The sequence below is a fragment of the Adhaeretor mobilis genome (assembly GCF_007741515.1).
GTDB classification, from domain to species: Bacteria; Planctomycetota; Planctomycetia; order Pirellulales; family Lacipirellulaceae; genus Adhaeretor; species Adhaeretor mobilis.
On the sequence record NZ_CP036263.1, the window covers coordinates 1308233 to 1328251 of the forward strand.

General features: G+C 56.5%; 13 protein-coding genes. 5 read left to right on the forward strand and 8 right to left on the reverse strand.

The features are described from left to right. Positions 1-321: 321 nt before the first annotated feature. The 5 genes from amaB to truB all read right to left on the reverse strand — a co-directional run bounded on the left by amaB (position 322) and on the right by truB (position 9074). Complete coding sequence (amaB, locus tag HG15A2_RS05155; protein ID WP_145058488.1) at positions 322-1857, reverse strand: L-piperidine-6-carboxylate dehydrogenase; 1536 nt, start codon at positions 1855-1857, stop codon at positions 322-324. Then, a complete protein-coding gene (locus tag HG15A2_RS05160; RefSeq protein WP_145058490.1) occupies positions 1854-3029 on the reverse strand; it encodes a saccharopine dehydrogenase family protein in 1176 nt (391 codons plus the stop codon). Before HG15A2_RS05160 ends, amaB begins: the two co-directional genes overlap by 4 nt. Next, positions 3026-3853 carry a DUF1338 domain-containing protein gene (locus tag HG15A2_RS05165; protein ID WP_145058492.1) on the reverse strand — a complete coding sequence of 276 codons (828 nt, stop codon included), beginning with the start codon at positions 3851-3853 and terminating at the stop codon, positions 3026-3028. Before HG15A2_RS05165 ends, HG15A2_RS05160 begins: the two co-directional genes overlap by 4 nt. Before the next feature lie 179 nt (positions 3854-4032). Then, on the reverse strand, positions 4033-7707 hold the full coding sequence (locus HG15A2_RS05170) for a DNA translocase FtsK (protein ID WP_145058494.1): 3675 nt from the start codon (positions 7705-7707) through the stop codon (positions 4033-4035). A gap of 440 nt (positions 7708-8147) precedes the next feature. Then, positions 8148-9074, reverse strand: a complete 927-nt coding sequence (truB, locus tag HG15A2_RS05175) for a tRNA pseudouridine(55) synthase TruB (protein ID WP_145058496.1) — start codon at positions 9072-9074, stop codon at positions 8148-8150. A gap of 222 nt (positions 9075-9296) precedes the next feature. Here truB and rsmG point away from each other — a divergent pair, with 222 nt between their 5' ends. The 3 genes from rsmG (at position 9297) to HG15A2_RS05190 (ending at position 11583) form a co-directional block, all read left to right on the forward strand. Continuing rightward, positions 9297-9983 carry a 16S rRNA (guanine(527)-N(7))-methyltransferase RsmG gene (rsmG, locus tag HG15A2_RS05180; protein ID WP_145058498.1) on the forward strand — a complete coding sequence of 229 codons (687 nt, stop codon included), beginning with the start codon at positions 9297-9299 and terminating at the stop codon, positions 9981-9983. Positions 9984-10153: 170 nt separating this feature from the next. Continuing rightward, the gene (locus HG15A2_RS05185) at positions 10154-10513 is read left to right on the forward strand and encodes a DUF3467 domain-containing protein (protein WP_145058500.1); all 360 of its coding nucleotides are present in this window, start codon (positions 10154-10156) and stop codon (positions 10511-10513) included. Positions 10514-10644: 131 nt separating this feature from the next. Beyond that, positions 10645-11583 (forward strand): FliH/SctL family protein, encoded by a 939-nt coding sequence (locus HG15A2_RS05190; protein ID WP_145058501.1) that lies wholly within the window; start codon positions 10645-10647, stop codon positions 11581-11583. Between the two features lie 132 nt (positions 11584-11715). Here the strand turns inward: HG15A2_RS05190 and HG15A2_RS05195 are convergent, their stop codons facing one another. Then, positions 11716-12066, reverse strand: coding sequence for a tetratricopeptide repeat protein (locus tag HG15A2_RS05195; protein WP_145058503.1), 351 nt, complete (start codon positions 12064-12066; stop codon positions 11716-11718). Positions 12067-12365: 299 nt separating this feature from the next. Continuing rightward, positions 12366-13124, reverse strand: a complete 759-nt coding sequence (locus HG15A2_RS05200; protein WP_145058505.1) for a hypothetical protein — start codon at positions 13122-13124, stop codon at positions 12366-12368. 378 nt (positions 13125-13502) lie between these two features. Between HG15A2_RS05200 and lpxA the strand changes: the two genes are divergently transcribed. Next, positions 13503-14354, forward strand: a complete 852-nt coding sequence (gene lpxA, locus HG15A2_RS05205) for an acyl-ACP--UDP-N-acetylglucosamine O-acyltransferase (RefSeq protein WP_145058507.1) — start codon at positions 13503-13505, stop codon at positions 14352-14354. Between the two features lie 238 nt (positions 14355-14592). Continuing rightward, on the forward strand, positions 14593-16551 hold the full coding sequence (locus tag HG15A2_RS05210; RefSeq protein WP_145058510.1) for a RecQ family ATP-dependent DNA helicase: 1959 nt from the start codon (positions 14593-14595) through the stop codon (positions 16549-16551). Between the two features lie 423 nt (positions 16552-16974). Here HG15A2_RS05210 and ppdK read toward each other — a convergent pair whose 3' ends face one another. Further along, on the reverse strand, positions 16975-19662 hold the full coding sequence (gene ppdK / locus HG15A2_RS05215; protein ID WP_145058512.1) for a pyruvate, phosphate dikinase: 2688 nt from the start codon (positions 19660-19662) through the stop codon (positions 16975-16977). Positions 19663-20019: the final 357 nt, after the last annotated feature.

The following is a 20019-nucleotide window of genomic DNA, read 5'->3' on the forward strand; positions in this document are numbered from 1 at the left end:
ATTAGTTCCTGTTAAACAATCGACACAAAAAAGCCGGAACTCACGCCCCTTGAGCATGAAGTCCGGCTACATTGTGGCGATGGATTAGGCTGCTCTTTGCTGAATGATCTTCGCTAATTTGAGAGAGGCTGCAGTCGGAGATTTATGGTGCTAAATCTCCTTGACCTACCACCTTCACCAGTCTAGCCTGGGTCTTGTGCTGCGGCAAGGTTTCAGGCAATAAGTTACCGCTTGCCGCAGATTACGCTCTCCGTTGCCCGGGCATGAATGAGTTGCGGGGAATTGGAGAGATGACGCGACTCAGCTGTCACGTAGCGATAGCTACTCCCCAAACTTAATCCCCTGCGCCAGCGGCAGCGCGGTGCCGTAGTTGATTGTCGCCGTGGAACGGCGCATGTACTGCTTCCAGGAATCGGAGCCACTCTCGCGACCGCCGCCTGTTTCTTTCTCGCCGCCGAACGCGCCACCAATTTCGGCGCCGCTGGTGCCAATATTTACACCCACCAGGCCGCAGTCGCTGCCGGTAGCGCTCATGAAGCGGTGCGCCTCGCGTACGTCGGTAGTGAAGATCGAAGAGGACAGACCTTGCGGCACACCGTTGTGCATGGCGATGGCTTCGTCCAACGTATCGTAAGGCACCACGTAGGTAAGTGGCGCGAAGGTCTCTTCCCGCATCACCTCGGTTTGCTCGGGCATGAGCACTAGGGCCGGCTCGACATACACGCCGCCGGCGGGAACGCCTTCGCTGCGAGCCTCACCGCCACACAATAGCGTGCCGCCCTGCTCTTTCGCTGCTTCGATGCTCGCTTGCATACGTTCAAACGCCGCTTCGTTCACCAGCGGGCCAACGAGTGTCCCTTCTTCGCGTGGATCTCCGATCGGGAGCGATGCATACGAACTTTGTAACTGTTTGCTTAACTTGTGGACATGATCGCGATGCACGATCAAGCGTCGCAAGCTCGTGCAACGTTGGCCGCAGGTGCCCACTGCGGCGAACACGATGGCGCGCACGGCGAGGTCTAAGTCGGCACTGGGAGCGACGATCATGGCGTTATTGCCGCCGAGTTCCAGTAGGCTACGTCCCAAGCGAGCGCCAACGACTTCCGCTACGGCGCGGCCCATGCGCGTCGAGCCCGTGGCTGAAATGAGCGGCAGCCGTTCATCGGCAACCAAACTCTTGCCGACTTCAGCATCGCCAATGATGACGCTCGACAAGGCTTCCGGCGCCCCTTCGAAATTGGCTGCAACACGCGTGACCATTTCATGGCAGGCAAGAGCCGTGAGCGACGTTTGTTCGGAGGGTTTCCAAACAATGGTGTCGCCACACACTAGGGCCACCATGGCATTCCAAGCCCAGACGGCCGCTGGGAAGTTAAATGCGGAAATGACGCCGATGGGCCCCAGTGGCTGCCATTGTTCGATCAGGTGATGTTCAGGTCGTTCGCTGGCGATCGAGTTACCGTAGAGTTGGCGAGACAAACCGACGGCGAACTCGCAGACGTCGATCCACTCTTGAATTTCGCCCTCGGCTTCCGCGCGTATTTTCCCTGCTTCCCAACAGACCAACTCGGCCAACTCAGCCTTGTTTTTTCGTACGAGATCGCCAACTTGGCGAACTAATTCGCCGCGTCTTGGGGCGGGAACCAACCGCCAAGAGTTGAAAGACCCGGTGGCCGCGACGATCGCCAAGCCAACCTGTGCAGTCGAGCAGCTCGAAACGGGCAGCGTCGGCTGGCCATTGATCGGCGACTTCGGATTCATCACCGGTCCCGCACCGGCAATCGATTTAGCACCGATAACACAGCCCGGGGCGGCACCATCGATGAGATTCGGGAGTAATAAGGTCGAAATGTTCATGTTGTAGTCCCCAGGCCTGTGGTTAAGTCGGCGGCCAGTTTCCGGGCAGCGGCAATGGGTGCGCGGACCTGCGTTGCCGACTCGTAAGGCTTGCCGAACTCGTTTGCCAAGAAGTCAGACAGCGCAACGTCTTCTTGTCGGACGAAACCCTTGTTGGGAAGTTGGCCATTCACATGCATGTCGAGCACGGCACATAGGCTAGTCGCGGTGGTGATTTGGATGGAACTGGCCGGTTTGCCGCATAGCTCGCCATGATAAATCTTACGCGCGTCGGCCACTTGTTCGTACCGTCCATCTCGCCAACCAGTCACGGTACAGAAGGTCAGCACGACATCTTGGTCGGTCAGTGGCACCGCTTCTTCTAACAGTTCCTTGAGCAGGTCGCGACGATTGTCCAGCCGCAGGCCTTGTAGCAAGAAGGTCATCAAGTATTGATGACCGATGTAGCGGACAGTCTTGTAGTCGAGATCATTCACTGAGCCGGCAAGCGTTTCGGTCAGCGTGCCCAGTCCGCCGGAAGTATTGAATGCTTCGTAGTCCACGCCATCGAGGGCGAAATGTTCGAGCCCTTCCATCGGCTGCAGGGCGACCATCTCGCCGTTGCGTATGGCATCGCAAAGATTGCAGTACTCGTTGATCAGCCCGTCGGTACTCCAGGTGAGATTGTACTTCAGCAAATTCGTCGGATAGAGCGGTAGTGCGCCGACTCGCATCTTCACACGATCCAGTTTCTCAAACCCTTGGCATAGGTCGTTGGCCAGGATGCCGATGAACCCGGGTGCCAGCCCACACTGCGGCATGAAGATCTGGCCTTCGACGGCTTGCTTCGCAATCCCTCGGACGGCTTTCGTCGTGGCGACATCTTCAGTGAGATCGAAGTAGCTTACCTTCGCAGTCAGTGCCGCGGCAGCGATGCCTTCGTTTTGATCAAACGGGCACGCGGAGAGCACCGCCCGGCAACCGCTGATTGCCTTCACCACGCCATCGTGATCGGTTACATCGACCTTGGCCGTTTTTACTTCGACATCGCGGGAGAGGCGCTCTAGTGCGTCCTCTGAGAAGTCGCCCACGAGCACATCGTACCGGCCGGAGTGATGCAGAATGCGCGCGACCGCTCCGCCGATTTTTCCGGCACCAAGGATTGCGACTTTGGTTTTTTCTGCTGTGCTCAAGAGTCTGCTCCACTGGGTTTCACTTCCTTGGCGTCTGTCGACTCGAATATCTTGTCAGCACTAGCCGCGACGAACCCTTGGAACAGTTTGCCGTCAGGCTGCGGGTAGCGTTTGGCAAACTCGTAATAGCAAGTCGGCACGTGCCTCTCCTTGCCGTCTGCGAACGGCATCGCAAGTTGGTCGGCCATGGTGGAGCCTTGCTCCAGCAGTACGTCCGGCGAACCCTTCACCCGCCCGCCTGAATCGTTCACCGTGAAGCCAAGTTCTTCCACGACGCCAAGGACCGCCTCGACGCTGGTATATTTTTCCAAAGCGTTCACGCCAATCGTAAAATGATTCGGTCGAATGCCCACGGTCGAGAGCCAAGCCGCATATTCGCTTTCCGCTTGCAGGGTTTGGTACTCTTCCCAGCCGATGGGCTCCCACAGCCGTCCTGCCCATAGGACATCGCTGGTGGCAACTCGCTTGGCGTCGACTTGCTCTGCACAACGTCGAAGAATCTCTTGGGCTGGTTCTGTGAGTTGATCGACCAGTAACTCAGAAAGGAAAATCCGCGGCAAATCGTCTCGCGGCGGCAGATAGCCAAACGCGCGGAGTTTTTTCGCTGGGAACGCGTACGGCTCGAAACGCTCGTACCCCAGCGCGAGCACGTGCGGTTCCAGCTTCTCCAGCCCAATGGGCTCGAGCGCCAAAGTGCGAAACGCCACGTGGTCGTTCACTACCGTCTCGCCCCGTTCCTCAAAAGCGGCCTTTATTTTGGCCGCCTGAGGTGTCATTGCCACATAGTCGGCCCAAAGTTTGGCACAGAATTCATCGACGTTCATAGTGATTTCTCCCTCTAAGACTCGTTCACACTGCGCAATATCATGTCATTCCGACAGCCGTCTCAGCGGCGGAGGAATCCGGATTGAGTACCAAAATAGTAACAAACCGGATTTCTCCGGTGCTGAGACACCTGTCGAAATGACACAAGGGCGACCTTGAAATTCGTTGCTTAATCAACTCACTCTGCAGCCTCATCATCGTCCTCGTATTCCCACTCTTCATCCTCTGCCAGCTCGTCGTCCTCAGCTTCTGCCTCTTCATCCTCGTCTTCATACTCCCATTCTTCATCATCCGCGAGAGCCTCTTCTTCACTGGCTTCGGTCTCTCCGTCTTCCTCTTCGTATTCCCACTCTTCATCGTCGGCAAGAGCTTCATCCTCGCTGTCTGCTGACGCGTCGTCCTCTCCTTCGTCTTCTAGCTCATCGTCCTCGTATTCCCATTCTTCATCTTCAGCTAGCTCATCGGATGCCAGCTCTTCAGGCGACGGTTCCTCTGCTGACTCGTCGTCGGCTGCCTCCTCGCCGGCCTCTTCCGCTAGCTCATCAGCTTCGGACGCATCCTCTTCCGTGGCAGCGTTGTCTACTACGGCTGGATCTTCTTCGGCTGTCTCATCATCGCTGTACTCATCATCATCGAGGTCGTCCTGCTCGTCGAGTTCGTTTTGCTGCGGAGTTTCTTCTTCTTGCGCAACTGTGTCGTTGGCTACCACGCCAGTACTCTCTTCAGCCTGCACCACATCGTCGCTTGCTAGCTCCTCTGCGATCGCCGACATGGCGGTGTCGATTTCCTCCTCCCACGGGGCAACGATGCTCTCGGCGCTCTCTGCAACGGTGTTGGCAGCTTTGGTTTTCGACAGGCCCATGATGGCTGACGCGCCTGCGCTCGGTGCTTTTTTCTCTAGCAGGTCCATCATGCTTCTGCCGCTTGTACTAGATTTCGGAGCGGCAGCGGGCACGCCGGCAAAGCTCTTCTGCGTGTCCGCTCCGTCCAGGCGAATCCGCCGGCCGCTAGTCTTCACTGGCGGGCCAACGTCCTCCTCTTCGTCGTCTTCTTCGAGGTCGTCTTGCTCCTCATCGGGCTCGTCTATTTCGTTTGCGGAATCGTCCTCGGCTTCGTCAGCCTCCTCCTGGTATACATTTTCTTCTTCGTGCTCGTCTCTCAACTCATCGTTGTCTTCTTCATCGTCCTCAGCGCTTGCGTCTTCCCCGTCTAGCTCTTCATCCTCGCTGTCTAGTTCATCTTCCAAGGCACTGGAGTCTTCCACCGGTGGTTTAATTGTATTCGGCCTCACAGGCTTCGCTGGCACTGTGACCGCGGTAACCGGCTCATCGGGGTCGATCTCCGGTTCCGCCTCACCGTTGCTAGCCAGCCAGTCCGCCATGGTCATGGTGACTTCGCGAGCTTTCGCACCGTTGTAAGCGGCGACGATGCCATCCTCCGCCATGAAGTCAATGAGCCGGGCTGCACGTCCGTAGCCAATACTCAAGCAGCGTTGGAGTAGTGACACACTGCCTCGTTGCTCGCGGATCACAACCTCGACAGCATCGTTGTACAGATCGTCGCGGTCGTCCGGCTTGCCGGCTCCCGCAGAGGCTTCTTGTTCCTCCTTGGTTTTCAGCTCGATCAGTTCCTTAGCGAACTGCGGCGCATCGGTGCCCACAAAGTCTGTGATATCGGTGATCTCATCGTCAGACAAGAACGTGCCTTGCCCACGCAGCAGCGTGCTTGTGCCGGGCGACAGAAACAGCATATCGCCATTGCCAAGGAGCTTGTCCGCACCGTTGGCGTCGAGTACCACTTGGCTGTCAGTACGGCTGGCGACTTGGAACGCAATACGGGCCGGCAAGTTACTTTTGATAAGACCGGTGATCACGTCGACTGTTGGTTTTTGTGTGGCGAGTATCAGATGGATACCAACAGCACGGCTCTTTTGCGCTAGCCGAATGATGTGGTCCTGTACCTCTTTGCCGCAGGTCATGATCAAGTCGGCCATTTCGTCGGCCACGATCACGATGTAAGGCAGGCTTTTGGGTACCTCTTCCCATTCCGCATCACTGCGAGGTTGCATGCGGTCGCGCAGTTCTTCTTCACTGAGTTCGTTGTAGACGGAAATTTGCCGTACTCCCGCTTTTGCCAGCAGTTCGTAGCGCTCTTCCATCTTGTCCACGCTCCAGGCGAGGATTGCCTCAGCTTTGCGCATATCTGTTACAACCGGGTGCATCAGGTGCGGCAGCTTCTTATAGCCGGAGAGCTCGACCATCTTGGGGTCGATCATTAGCATGCGCACCTCATCAGGCCCGCGGCTCATGAGCATCGACACGATGATCGAGTTCAAACACACACTCTTACCCGTGCCCGTACGACCAGCGATCAGCAAGTGAGGCAGCTTCGCCAGGTCCACGACCATCGGGTTGCCGGTGACATCTTTGCCTAGATAGATCGGGATTTTCATCCGCTTTGCTTTGCCGTTGGTCTCTTCGATGACCTCTCGCATCCGTACGACCTGGCGGGTCTCGTTGGGCACTTCGATACCCACGGAGTTCTTGCCCGGAAGGGGGGCCACGATTCGTACACCCGGCACGCGCAGGGCGACCGCGATGTCGTCCGCAAGATTCATGATCTTGGAGAGCCGCAAGCCGGCTTCGAGTTCTAGCTCGTACTGGGCGATGACCGGCCCCGTTTCGATCTCTACGACCTTCACATTGAAGCCGAAGTTCTTGAACGTCTTCTCCAGCACTTTCGCCCGACGGCGGACTTCTTTCTCGTGATCTTCGTAACAAACGTCCTCTGCTTCGAGTAACAAATCGAGCGGCGGCAGCTGATAGTCGAGATCATCCACGCCCTGGTGGTCGGCAGCTTCCAGTTGCTCGATGATCTCTTCGCGCTCGTTCCGCTTCGTGTTCGGATTCTTGATCCGCAATGCATTTGCGAGCTTGCCCTTCAGCCCCGTCGCCACAGTCGTTGCTCCAGCAACCAGTGCAGTCCCCTCGACGGCCGCTGCCGCTTCAGCAGCGGGGAGTTCATTCTTCTTGACACTGTCTTTTTTAACCGGTGTGCGAACTGCTAAGGGCTCGGGCTCTTCATCTTCCTCCTCCTCGTACTCGTCCTCTTCTTCCCACTCGGCGTCCTCCTCGGCTTCATCTTCCTCTTCATACTCGTACTCCTCATCGCCCTCAGCTTCTTCCTCGTATTCGTACTCGTCTTCATCTGCGTCTAGCTGGCCTTCATCAAATTGGCCTTCCAGGTCGGTCTTCACACGCCCCGAACCTAGCGAGGCAACTCGCCCACCAAGCCGCCCAACTTTCACGAGGCCGGCACCCGAGGCCACAGTGGTTGCCGTAGCGAAACGCAACAGAAAGTAATCGGTGCACAGCAAGATACCTGCCAGCAACACGGCGAATGCCAGGACGTAGGCTCCGAACATGGCGAAGTGAGATTCCAGTAGTGCAAAGCCCATCGCACCCACATAGCCACCGGCGCCGATTTCAGGTCCAGGGGTAGCCCGTGGGAAGGCTAACGTGGCGAGCGTGGCTATTGCCGTGAGCGACGCGGCCCAGCCGAAGCTGCGCAGCATGGGTTGATCGATCTCACGACGGAAGATCAACATCATCGCGGTCACTACCAACGATCCCACGACATATACGGCCGCAAAGCCAACACTACTGAATAGGTAGTGGGCTACGTACGCGCCAGCCCAACCGCAAGCGTTGGTCACCGTTTCGCGGGCCGGAAACACCAACGTGCTGGGCGGATCCGCGGCGTTGTAAGTCCACATCGCGGTTCCCATGAGTCCCGCGACGACCAGCAACACCAACGAAAAGAGATCGAGCTTCAAGCTGCGATTTTCGAACATAGGCGACAATAGTGGGCTAATGAATGCGCAATTGGAAACGAACCTGAAGCACCGGCAGCAATCCTCTGCTGCTGTGCTTATCTTTGAAGGGCGCATCCGTGCCCGCTGTATCTATCCCTCAATGGGAAGTGTCCCTAGAGGCTACACAAGGCACTTCATCCAGAAGCGCATCGACAGCCCTTTAGAGTTCATCGACAGAATCGGAACGGCGAGTCGAGTATAGCGCGAGCGTGTGCTAGCGTTTGCCGAAGTATAAGAACAGTACCAGTCGCTACTTTGGGAACAACGTGACCAACCCTAGCCGGCGAGCACAGTACGACTCAACTTATGGCTCGCCCGGTCGATTGAGACTTAGCTTCTTCTAGCGAGACGTAGCTCGTGGGCTAGTGGTTCGTCCCAAAGAAGCAGTGGCACCAAGAAGAGCCCCAATAGCGTACCGATTATGACGGCTTGAGAAAGTTGCGCGTCGCGCGAAACTTTCCGAGAGAAGTTCGCTTGAGCAGTGCGATGAGTTCGCCTTGCTCATTGACTGCCGCATTAGCCGCTTGCGGCTTAGCGGCCATGGCGCTGTCCGTTTCAATGTCGTCGCCCATTTCCTCCTCTTCCGCTAAGCCGCAAGCGGCGATTTCCCGCCCGTGGGAGATCTCCTCCCACTGCGCTGCAGTGAGCGTAAGCGTGGGCAATTGCTCAACCGCCAGTCGAGCCGGTTGCAGGTTTTGCTCAATCGTAGCGAGCTGGAGACCTTCCAGCGACAGCCCGTCCGCCACTGCAAATCGCCCAATGGCGGTTCTTGCTAGTTGCGACATCACAGCGCAAGTGCCCAGAGATTTCGCCAAGTCGCGTCCCAAACTGCGCACGTAGGTGCCGCTTCCGCAATGGATGGTGAGTTCCAGTTCCGGATAATCGTAACGCTCGATAGCAAGGGAATGAATCGTTACCGGTCGGGCAGCCAGTTCGACCTGTTTCCCTTCGCGGGCCAGCTTGTAGGCACGTTGCCCTTGTTGCTTGATCGCGGAGTAGGCTGGTGGGCGTTGCTGGATTGTGCCCAGGAACTGTGGGAGTGCCGCCCCAATTTCCGCCAGCGTAGGCCGCGGAGCGTTCTCCTGCTGCGTGATTTCCGTTTCCACATCGTCGCTCGGGCTCGATTGGCCCAGCAGAAACGTGCCCCGGTAGGTCTTCGGCATTTGCTGAACGTATTCGATCAGCCGAGTCGCCCCTCCTAGGCATACCACGAGTACGCCGGTGGCCAGCGGATCTAGCGTACCCGCATGGCCGCACTTCACCGGTTTCACGAGTCGCTGCACGCGATTCACCACGTCACGCGAGGTACAGCCAGCCGGCTTGTTGATATTGAGGATGCCAAACATGCTATTCAATGCGATCTAAGAAATCAGGCAGGATCAACAGGATTTACGGGATAACGACTTCTTGCCCCCCCCATCCTGTAAATCCTGTCGATCCTGTCTAGTATTTCAGTGGGGAATTGTGACATTCGCGCTCAAAACCCGTTCAGAGGAGCTAGCGGCAAGCGGGCACTTCTTAGACAATCAAGAGCAACAGAATTCGAATTTAACCTGAGAGCTGCGATCTTGTCAGAACCGTCACCTACAGAACAGCCGCCCGTCGATCCAGAGTTCGGTACGCTCAACGAGGCGCTTGCGCACTTTGAGATCGAGCTTGAGCAACCACAAGTGGAGCTGCTCGACCGCTATCGCGAGGTCCTCTGGCGCTTCAACGAACAGATTAACCTAACGCGGCACACCACGCTCGCCAAGTTCGTGGGCCGTGATGTGGTGGATAGCCTCGAACTGGCCAAGCACATCGCCCAGGGCAACCGCGTGCTGGATGTTGGCTCTGGTGGTGGGGTTCCGGGATTGGTGATTGCCATCTGCCGGCCCGATCTCAAAGTGAGCGTTTGCGAGTCGACACAGAAGAAGGCGAAAGTGCTGTTCGCCATGGTCGAAGAATTGGGCCTCTCGGTTCCCGTGCTAGCCTGCCGAGCCGAAGAAGCCTTGGAGCTTTCCACGTACGACACGCTCACCGCCCGCGCGGTAGCACCCCTCGCGAAACTGCTTTATTGGTTCAACTTGCATTGGGATGCATTTGACGAGCTACTACTTATCAAGGGCAAGAGCTGGGTCGAAGAACGGGCCGAAGCGCGTCACCGCGGTTTCATGAAGCCACTGGAGCTGCGCAAGCTAGGCGACTATCCCATGCTCGGCGGCGGCGAAAGCGTCATCCTGCGACTATGGCGAAAAGAGACCGACGAACCCTGAGAGCCGGGTCGTCCCCGACCCCGGTCCAACTCCTGACCGATACCCCACCGTTCCAGTATTCGAGGTTTCCCCTCCCCGTCAGACTGATTCCCGCTAAACTAAACCTTCAGCAAACCACTGAAATCTAGCGTACTAGTCGCTCAGAAAACCATCGAACAGAGGATCTCCCCATGGCAGACGATAAGAAAAAAGCAGACGCACCCGCTGAGGCCGGCAAGCAACAAGAACAACAGCGCGTCCAAGTAGACGACTCCGGCGCCACCTGTTCCTACGCTAACTTCTGCCGTGTCACAGGTACGCCTGAAGAGCTCATCGTCGATTTTGGTCTCAACAGCCAGCCCTTTGGCGTGCCTACTGAGCCTGTGCAGATCACGCAGCGGATTGTCACCAACTACTACACCGCCAAACGCATGCTGCACGCCTTGCATCTTTCGGTACAAAGGCACGAACAAGCCTTCGGCAAGCTAGAAACTGACGTGCAGAAGCGCGTAGTCGCCCAACCAGGTTCCCCAGGCGCCCAAGAAGGCTAGGGGTGCGGAGAACCGCCCGAAATCAGGGGGGGGAATCGGCAGTCGGAAAAGCTTGCCGCTCGGATAGTCCCATGGTAGGGTGGGGCTCCCGGTAATTTCATGTGATTGTCCGCATTGCCCCTGAGGTTCGTATGCTTACGACTTTTCGTTGTCTCTTTTCATCTGCCATTGCCCTAGTCCTCGTGTTGAGTGTCTCGACTGCCCTGGCGAGTAGTCCTCCCTCGCAGTTTCAGATTAACTACGATCAGGGATACGACTTCGGCTACACCCTCGGCCACGAACTTGGGTTTGAAGTGGGCTTAGGCGAAGGCGCAACCGCGGGCAGCGAAGCCGGCCAAGTCGATGGCTACGACTCTGGGTGGGAAGCAGCTTATCAGCCTGCTTACGATGCTGTTTACGACGATGCCTACGATGCGGGGGCAATCGATAGCTACGACCTCCACTTTGCGACCAGCTTTATAGAAGGTTTTCGCGACGGTGAGGAGTATACACAGTCTCTATCATCCTCTGGCATCGATCTAAGCTCTGGCCTCTTTCTATCCAACGAGTTTCCAAGTGGTGTGATACTAACTAGCGGCGGATACAATCCGAGCTTAGGTTGGGGGTGGCCAACGGGCACCAGTAGTAACATCACCATTACCAGTAGCTACTCTCCTCCCCAAGACGGTCCGTACTGGTACGACCAGGGTAAGAGTGCTGGACTCACCGAAGGACGCGAAGTTGGTGAGCAGGAAGGTTACAACCAGGCCTATCAGCCGGCCTACGCAGAAGCCTTCGACGCGGCTTTTGTTGATGGCGAGTCTGAAGGCGCCACCCTGGGCGAACTCGACGGCTTGGAACAAGGCTACGACGATGGCTGGGAGTATGCCACTGAATTTGGCGAAGCAGACGGCTACAATTTTGGCTTCGCCTTCCAACAATCGGGCGGTACACTTGCCGACCTCGGCGTCACTGAGCAGCAAGCACAAGCCTTGGCTAGCTTCCGCACCAGCACACAAATCCCCGAGCCCAGCTCGTTGCTACTGGCTTTTGGCACCATAGGCCTACTTTGCGTCTCGTGCAAGAGATAAGCCGTTAGCCGTCGACCTTGGTCGCCGCGGAGTTGCAAGGCCGAGTGGTTGTGACTCTGGGACCGAGCGCCGACCAAGTTCGGCGGCTTACTTCTTCTGCAGGTCATGTGCAGTAGGGTAACCGCGTTTGCCCTACCGCTGGCTAAGAATCCGACTTTTTTCCATGGCATCCTCAGCCTTTTGGATATAAGCCTGGTCGTTCGTGCCGGCGTAGGCACGCTGGTACGTCACGCTCATCGCCGTAAAGCTAAACGGATCTTCGGGAGCAAGCTCCGTGACTTTCTCGGCGTGGGTAATCGCCTCGTCGTGCTTGCCTTGCCGCTGCAGGATCACCGCCAGTGCCGAGTGGGCCAGCGTGTACCCCGGGTCGAGTTCCAACGCTTCGTTCAACTTACCCACGGCCCCATCGAGATCGCCCGCCATTTTCAGGCTATCCGCCTCGTCGTAGAGTTGGGTCAAGGCATCAGTATTTGCTTCGCTCATGGCTACTCTGCAGCAGTGTTTGGGAAATGTTCAGTTACTCGCTATGCCTCCATCTTAGGGTATGGTTACTTGTTGCGGCTAGACGCTACCTCCGATGAGATCACCTGGGAAGTATTAGACAGGATCAACAGGATTGTGACAGCAGTGGGTCTTTTCAGGAAATCCTGTCCATCCTGTTGATCCCGTCTAGTTTCTTCATTTCCAAGATAGGGATTGCTGGCATTGACACGCGGCGCATAAAAAAACAACCAGCCGGATGAAGGGCTGGTTGTTTTTTGGGTTTATCGTGAGCCAGGAAATCAGGCTTTGGCTTGTTTGTTCTTGCGGTAGTAGTTCGCACCCAAGACGCTGCAGACCAACCCGCCGAACAGGAAGGCGGAAGGTTCAGGGACGGCAGTGACTACGATGCTGGTTGAAGCAACAACGGTAGCACCATCGAAGGCACTCAGCACGATCTCGTACTCACCAGCTGCAGTCGTATCAAGTCCGGCCCACACAGTTGCCCAGGAATTCTGCGCGACGTTATAGGTAGTAAGAGCAGTGTTGTAGCTCGCGACATCACTCGCTACTACTCCTGCTCCATTACCAGTGCTATTCAATCCAAAAGCATGATCGAAGAAACCATCGGTGTGGTTGCTACCATCCATCGGATCGAATGAGGTGAAACTGGCAGAGCCCACAGCAGGATCGCTATCGATATCGAGCCTATATGTGAGATCAGCAAGCTTTTGACTGCCGGTTGCTGTGTCGGTATTGATCGACCACTCATAGTTCCAAAGAGCACGGCCTGATCCGGGGGAAGACTCGCCAGCGTCAAAAGTATATCCGCCAGCCCCGTCGCTGTTAAAGACATTTGCTGCCGGAAAGCGTTGCTTCGCGCGAAGACCCAGTTCAACGACTCCGACTGTGTCGGTTGTGAAACCTCCGTTCGCATTACCACTACCAAAAATCACTTCAGGCGTGACATTCTGATCGTAGGCAATAACCGCCTCAGCAGGGCGAGTCGTGAGAGCGAAACAAAAAAGTAGTGCGGCCGAGAAGGCGATTAGATGTTTCATGCGTATTTCCAAGAGGTAGTAGTGCACGGGTGCGATAACGATGAACAGACCACACGGTATCCTGAGTATTCACACCAAACAAGACATTCCCCCCAATATACCAGGCAGAAACGCAAATGCGACAATGTTTTGCGTAAATGAGATATGGTGGTGCTTTTTCCACAATATCCAGCCTTCGCCACGTTCGCGCAGCTGCACCCGGCGACTCTGCTAGCAATCGAGTAACAGAGTTCCCCACACTCTTTCCCAGAACCGCTGGCATTGGCTAACCCCGCATAACCCAACCAGCCGATACCACCGTTAGCAAGACAGTTGCCATCCCCGCGGCAACCGTCTCCCGATGCTGCCGCAGCAACTGCTAGACGAAGGACCCAGATTGTGTCGATTCACCCAATGGCATTAGTGAGCCCGCATGCCCAAGTGCATAACGGCGTAGAGATTGGCCCGTTCTCGATCGTCGAAGCGGGAGCCACCCTCGGACAAGATTGCCAGATAGCAGCCAACGTCGTCATCAAGTCTGGCGTCACGCTGGGTCGCGAGTGCGTTGTGCATGAGAACACCGTTATCGGCGGGCTCGCCCAGCACACAAGCCCCACCGAAGAGCCGGGCAATGTGATCGTAGGTGAGCGCTGCACCTTGCGAGAGAACGTCACGATCCACCGGCCGTTGCACTCGGTAAGCGAGACTCGGCTTGGCAACGATTGCTTTCTGATGGCCGGTGCTCACGTTGCTCACGACTGCTTTGTAGGGAACAACGTCATTCTTACCAACAATGTTTTGCTCGGCGGTCATGTCCACGTGGGAGATCGCGCTTGCCTGGGCGGTAGCGTTGCCGTGCATCAGTTTTGCCGCATTGGTCGCCTCGCCATGATCGGCGGTTGTGCTCGTGTCGTGCAAGACGTGCCACCTTTCGTGCTCGCCGATGGCGAGTCGGCTCTGATCGTCGGGCTCAATCGCATCGGCCTCCGCCGAGCCGGCTTTGATCGTGCTCAAGTGAAAAGCCTCAAAGAGGCCTACCGCCTCGTCTATCGCGAAGGCTTACCGTTTGATGAGATGATCGCCGCGGTCGAGACGCAGTTTGCAGGTACTCCAGCCGCCGAATTCGCCGAATTCTTCAGCACAGGTCGCCGCGGATTCGTCCAAGAACGCCGCAGCCCAGTCCGCGGCGCCATCCGTCTGCATCCAGCCGCTGAGAAAGAATCAGTCGAAGGTCGACGCATGGCAGGCTAAGGCTGATCAGGTCGTCGACCCCTCTTTGGCTCTCGTTAGTCGTCGACCTTGGTCGGCGCGTGATTTATGCCCGTGATCTGCGTCGCGTAAGCTCGGCGGCTAAACTTTTCCACAAGTTTCTGCTTGCAAAACGTCGCCCCTTCGCTAAATTGCCTAAGTGAACGGACGTTCACTGTTCTGCAAGCGATGGAATTGCGACCCTTCCACGAGCCCAGTTGTCAAGAAAGAGCCCCCTCTCATGTCGGCCACTCTAGAAGCAGCTCCCGTGTCAAATAGTACCCAACTTCCCGCCGCCGCCCAGTCTCAACTCGAGGAAGTCTTCGGCTTCTCCGAAGTCCGTCCCGGCCAAGCAGAGGTCATCGCCGCGTTGTTAGAAGGGCGTTCCTCACTTGCGATTTTCCCGACCGGGGGCGGTAAAAGCCTTTGTTACCAACTGCCGGCCTTGCTGCTCGACGGTCTCACGCTGGTGGTTTCGCCGTTGATCGCGCTGATGAAGGATCAAATCGATTTCCTTCAAGCCAAGGGCATTGCCGCTGCTCGCTTGGATTCCAGTCTCACACGCGAAGAAAACTTGCAAGTGTTCAGCGATCTACAGTCCGGCAAGACTCGCCTGTTATACGTGTCTCCGGAGCGACTGGGCAACGAGCGATTCATGGCCATGCTCGGCCGATTAAAGCTCGCCCTGTTGGCCGTGGACGAAGCCCACTGCATCAGTGCCTGGGGCCACAACTTTCGGCCCGACTATTTGCGTATCGCATCGCTCGCGAAGAAGCTGGAAATTCCCCGCGTATTAGCGCTCACCGCTACAGCAACACCCGAGGTGGCAGCCGACATCGTCGAGGCATTTGGCATTGCGCAAGCGGACGCTGTGAAGACCGGCTTCTACCGACCCAATCTGAGCCTGCATGCAGCGCCCTGCGAAGACGAGAAGCGTAAGCGAACCCTCGTCGAACGTCTCAAGGAGCGCCCCGCAGAGCCGGCTATCGTCTACGTGACGCTCCAGAAAACGGCTGAGCAGACTGCTGCCTACTTAACAAGCGCAGGCTTGAATGCCCGTGCCTATCACGCTGGCATGAAATCAGAGAAACGAAACGAGATCCAAGAAGAGTTCATGGCGGCTGAGGACATGATTGTTGTCGCCACGATTGCCTTTGGCATGGGCATCGACAAGGCGAATATCCGCGCGGTGTATCACTACAACTTGCCCAAAGGCCTGGAAAGCTACATGCAAGAGATCGGCCGAGCCGGTCGCGATGGCCAACCCGCCCACTGCGAACTGCTCGCCTGTGCGGACGATGTCATTACCCTGGAAAACTTCAGCTATGGCGATACGCCCACTGCGGAGGCAGTTGCCTCGCTAGTGGATGCCGTGCTCGACCAAGGTGAGACGATTGAACTCTCGCTCTATCGCCTTTCACGCGAGCACGATGTTCGCGATCTCGTGATCAAGACGCTGCTCACGTATCTAGAGCTGGAAGGTATCCTTCAACCGACCGGTGCCATCTACACGGAATACAAATTCAAGCCGCAGCGCAGTTCGGCAGAAATCCTTGAGCAGTTCGACGAAGGTCGCGCGAAATTCATCGCAGACATTTTTCGGCAATCCCGCAAGGCGTCAACCTGGCTCACTATTGATGTGGCCCAGGCCTCTGTGAATCTCAACCAACCCCGCGAGCGCATCGTTGCCGCTCTTGACTACCTTGACGGTCGGGGCGATCTCATTCTGCAAACCGCTGGCGTCCGGCACGGTTTCCGCCTGCTCAAACACCCTGATGATCGCCGGGAACTCATCGAAACGCTGAACGAGCGTTTCCTTCAGCGCGAGGAACAGGACATCACCCGTATTCGCACCGTCATCGACTTGGTGGAATCGGCCGGTTGCCTCACACAAACGCTGCTGGACTACTTCGGCGAAGAACGTGGCCCCTGCGGGCACTGCGATCGCTGCCTGGGTGCTGTCGCCCAACCGCTTCCCGCTACGGCCGTTACGCTCTCGGGTTCTGATCGGCAAGTCATAGCCCGCGTTGCCAAAGAGCGTCACGATGCACTCCGGAGCCCTCGCCAACTCACTCGCTTCCTGTGCGGCGTCGCCTCCCCCGCTGCCAGCCAAGCAAAGCTCCGCAGCCACAAGGACTTCGCAGCGCTGGAGCGAGTGCCCTTCGGCGAAGTCCTCGCCGCTGCTGAGCAGCAGGTTTAGGAGGCCGGGTCAAAAAACAACTGCCAAACTCAAACACGGATTGCACAGTGCATCTTATGGCCGCAACCAAACCATTTCACGCAGAGTAAGAAACTGCGATACCCTACGGTTGAAAGAGAACTTGCGCACGCGGCAAGACTTGTAACCATTAGTAGCACGGATATCACATATCACGGGTAGGTTTGAACAGAAGGAAACAGTGAGAACAGAGAATTGCAAACTAGGCATTCTCCGTTTCCTCTGTTCCCTCCTGTAAGAAAGGATTCCACGATTTCCGTACCTCTGCGCGGGGTAATTTTTGATTGTGGCCAGGGGGCGCGCTGTGTAACCCATGGCTAGCAACCACGCGTTGACCCATAGGAAAGAGCCTCGATCTTGCGATCGAGGCCCTTTCGTTTTTCAATCAAGCTGCCCTTAACGCTGCTAGGCGCCCAAGGCTGCTTGGGCAGCTGCGAGGCGTGCGATAGGCACGCGGAATGGGCTGCAACTGACGTAGTTCAAACCAACTTCTTGGCAGAACTGGATGCTCTCTGGGTCGCCACCGTGCTCGCCGCAGATGCCGCATTTCAGATTCTTCTTTGCACTGCGGCCTTTCTCTACGCCCATAGCGACCAACTGGCCTACGCCCGTGGAGTCGAGCGTCTGGAAAGGATCGCGTGGTAGGATTTCCTCGTTCAAGTAATCTGGCAGGAAGGTATTAATGTCGTCGCGAGAATAGCCGAACGTCATTTGCGTCAGGTCGTTCGTGCCGAAGCTGAAGAAGTCTGCATGCTCGCCCACTTGATCGGCGGTGAGAGCGGCACGAGGAATCTCGATCATGGTACCGACCAGAATCTTCAGGTCTCCCTTGCTCTTCTTCGCTTCCTGCGTCTGCTTGATAACCTCTCGCACGCGGTCGGCCAACAGCTTCAATTCAGCCGCTGTACCAACCAGAGGAATCATGATTTCCGCCTGAGCGTCAATGTTCTTCGCCTTGCAGGCAATGACCGCTTCGGTGATCGCCTGAACCTGCATCTCTAGGATTTCAGGGTAGGTTACCGCTAGTCGGCAGCCACGATGGCCAAGCATGGGGTTCGATTCGTGCAGGGCAGAAACGCGGCTGCTGATCTCGCCCGCCTTCACGCCCATACGCTTCGCCAAATCTTGCTGGCTCTTCGCATCGTGAGGCAGGAATTCGTGCAGTGGTGGGTCTAACAGTCGAATCGTAACCGGTAGGCCTTTCATCGCGGTGAAGATGCCGACGAAGTCTTTCCGCTGCACAGGAAGCAGCTTCTTAAGAGCCTTCTTGCGATCACCCTCGTCCTCCGCCAGGATCATTTCCCGCATCGCCATGATGCGATCCCCTTCGAAGAACATATGCTCGGTGCGGCACAGGCCGATGCCTTGAGCACCGAACTCGCGGGCTTTCTTCGCATCGGCGGGCGTATCGGCGTTCGTGCGAACAAGCATCTTGCGATACTTGTCAGCCCAGCCCATGACCGTGGCGAAGTCGCCAGACAGTTTAGGAGTTTGCGTTTCGACTTCACCCGGCATGACCTCGCCGGTCGAGCCATCGATCGAGAGTGTGTCCTTGTGGGTGAACTTCTTGCCAGCCACTTTGATGGTGCGTTTCTTCTCGTCGATCTGAATATCGCCGGCACCTGCTACACAGCAACGACCCCAACCGCGTGCCACAACGGCCGCGTGACTGGTCATGCCGCCGGTACTCGTGAGAATACCTGCCGCTGAGTGCATGCCGTCGATGTCTTCGGGGTTCGTCTCTTTACGAACCAGCAACACCTTCTCGCCATCGTTCGTTCGCTTAACCGCTTCTTCCGCGGTAAACGCCAGTTTGCCAACAGCGGCACCTGGCGACGCTGGCAGTCCAGTCGTCAAGATATTGGCCTTCTTCTTGGCGGCAGGGCTAAAGCTCGGGAGCAACAGCTGCGTAAGGTCGCCCGCAGGGATCCGCATCACGCCCATCTTCTCCGTGATGAGCTTTTCTTTGACCATGTCGCAAGCAATCTTCACCGCGGCAGCACCAGTGCGTTTACCGTTGCGAGTCTGCAGCATGTAGAGCTTGCCCTTCTCGATGGTGAACTCGATGTCTTGCACATCCTTATAGTGCTTTTCGAGCTTGCCCTTGTATTTAATGAGCTGCTCATAGACCTTTTTGTTCCACTTGGTCATCTCTTTCACAGGCTGCGGCGTGCGAATGCCGGCGACCACATCTTCGCCCTGGGCGTTGATAAGGAATTCGCCATAGAATTCGTTCTTGCCGGTCGATGGATCACGCGTGAACGCCACGCCCGTGCCTGAGTCGTCGCCCATGTTGCCGAACACCATCGACTGCACGTTGACAGCGGTACCCAGCAAGCCAGTGATGTTCTCCACTTGGCGGTAACGCACGGCACGCGACTGCATCCAACTCTTGAAGACCGCTTCGATGGCCAGTTCCAACTGATCGACGGGATCTTGTGGAAAAGGCTTGCCGAAGTGCTTCTTGAACACTCGCTTGTATTCGTCGCACAGCTTGACCATGCCTTCGACTGGCACATCCGTATCGAGCTTGGCACCGTACTGTTTCTTGATCTTGTCGAAAGCGACTTCGAAGTGATGGTGATCGACATCACAAACCACATCGCCATACATGTTGATCAAGCGGCGATACGCGTCGTAGGCAAAACGCTGGTTGCCGGTCGCGTTGGCAAGTCCAACTACCGAAACGTCGTTGAGGCCCAAATTGAGAATCGTGTTCATCATACCCGGCATTGAAACGGCAGCACCGGATCGCACCGAAACGAGCAGCGGCTCGCTCTTGTCGCCGAACTTTTTGCCCAGCTCTTTTTCGAGCATCTTGATGTTCTTACGCACCGCATCCATCAAGCCAGCGGGCAGCTTCTTTTTGTTTTTGTAGTAGAGGTCGCAAACTTCGGTGGTGAGCGTGAAGCCGGGAGGCACGGGCAGGCCGATGCTGGTCATTTCTGCAAGGTTCGCACCCTTACCGCCAAGCAACTGCTTCTTCGTGCTATCGCCTTCAGTTTTTGTGGAACCAAAGTAGTATGCCATCTTAGGCGTGCCAGATTTCTTCGGCTTACCAGTCTTTTTCTTGGGGGCAGCTTTCTTAGCCATCGGGAATCAACCTTCCAAATACAATTAGTGACAGTGTACGTTCAATAGACTCGTGAAACGCAGCCCCGAGGGGGCGGTTCTCACGAACAGTGTTTAGGACTCAGGCACGCTGAGTTGTTTGCTGAAGCATCTTCGAGTCGGCTTCAGTAGCAATTGAGCTGACAGTAGCCCACGAGCTACGCCTTGCGCGGTTTCAATACAGTTAGATCGCCCGAGAAAAGGCTTTCCCCAGACGGTCCCACAGACTAAAAACGAATCAGATACCGTATCTGCCCCAGGGGTAATCGTCAACCGGCGCAGGGGTTTGGCAGCCCTTTTGGCAGTACCGATGTAACCACGAATTGCACAAATCTTACG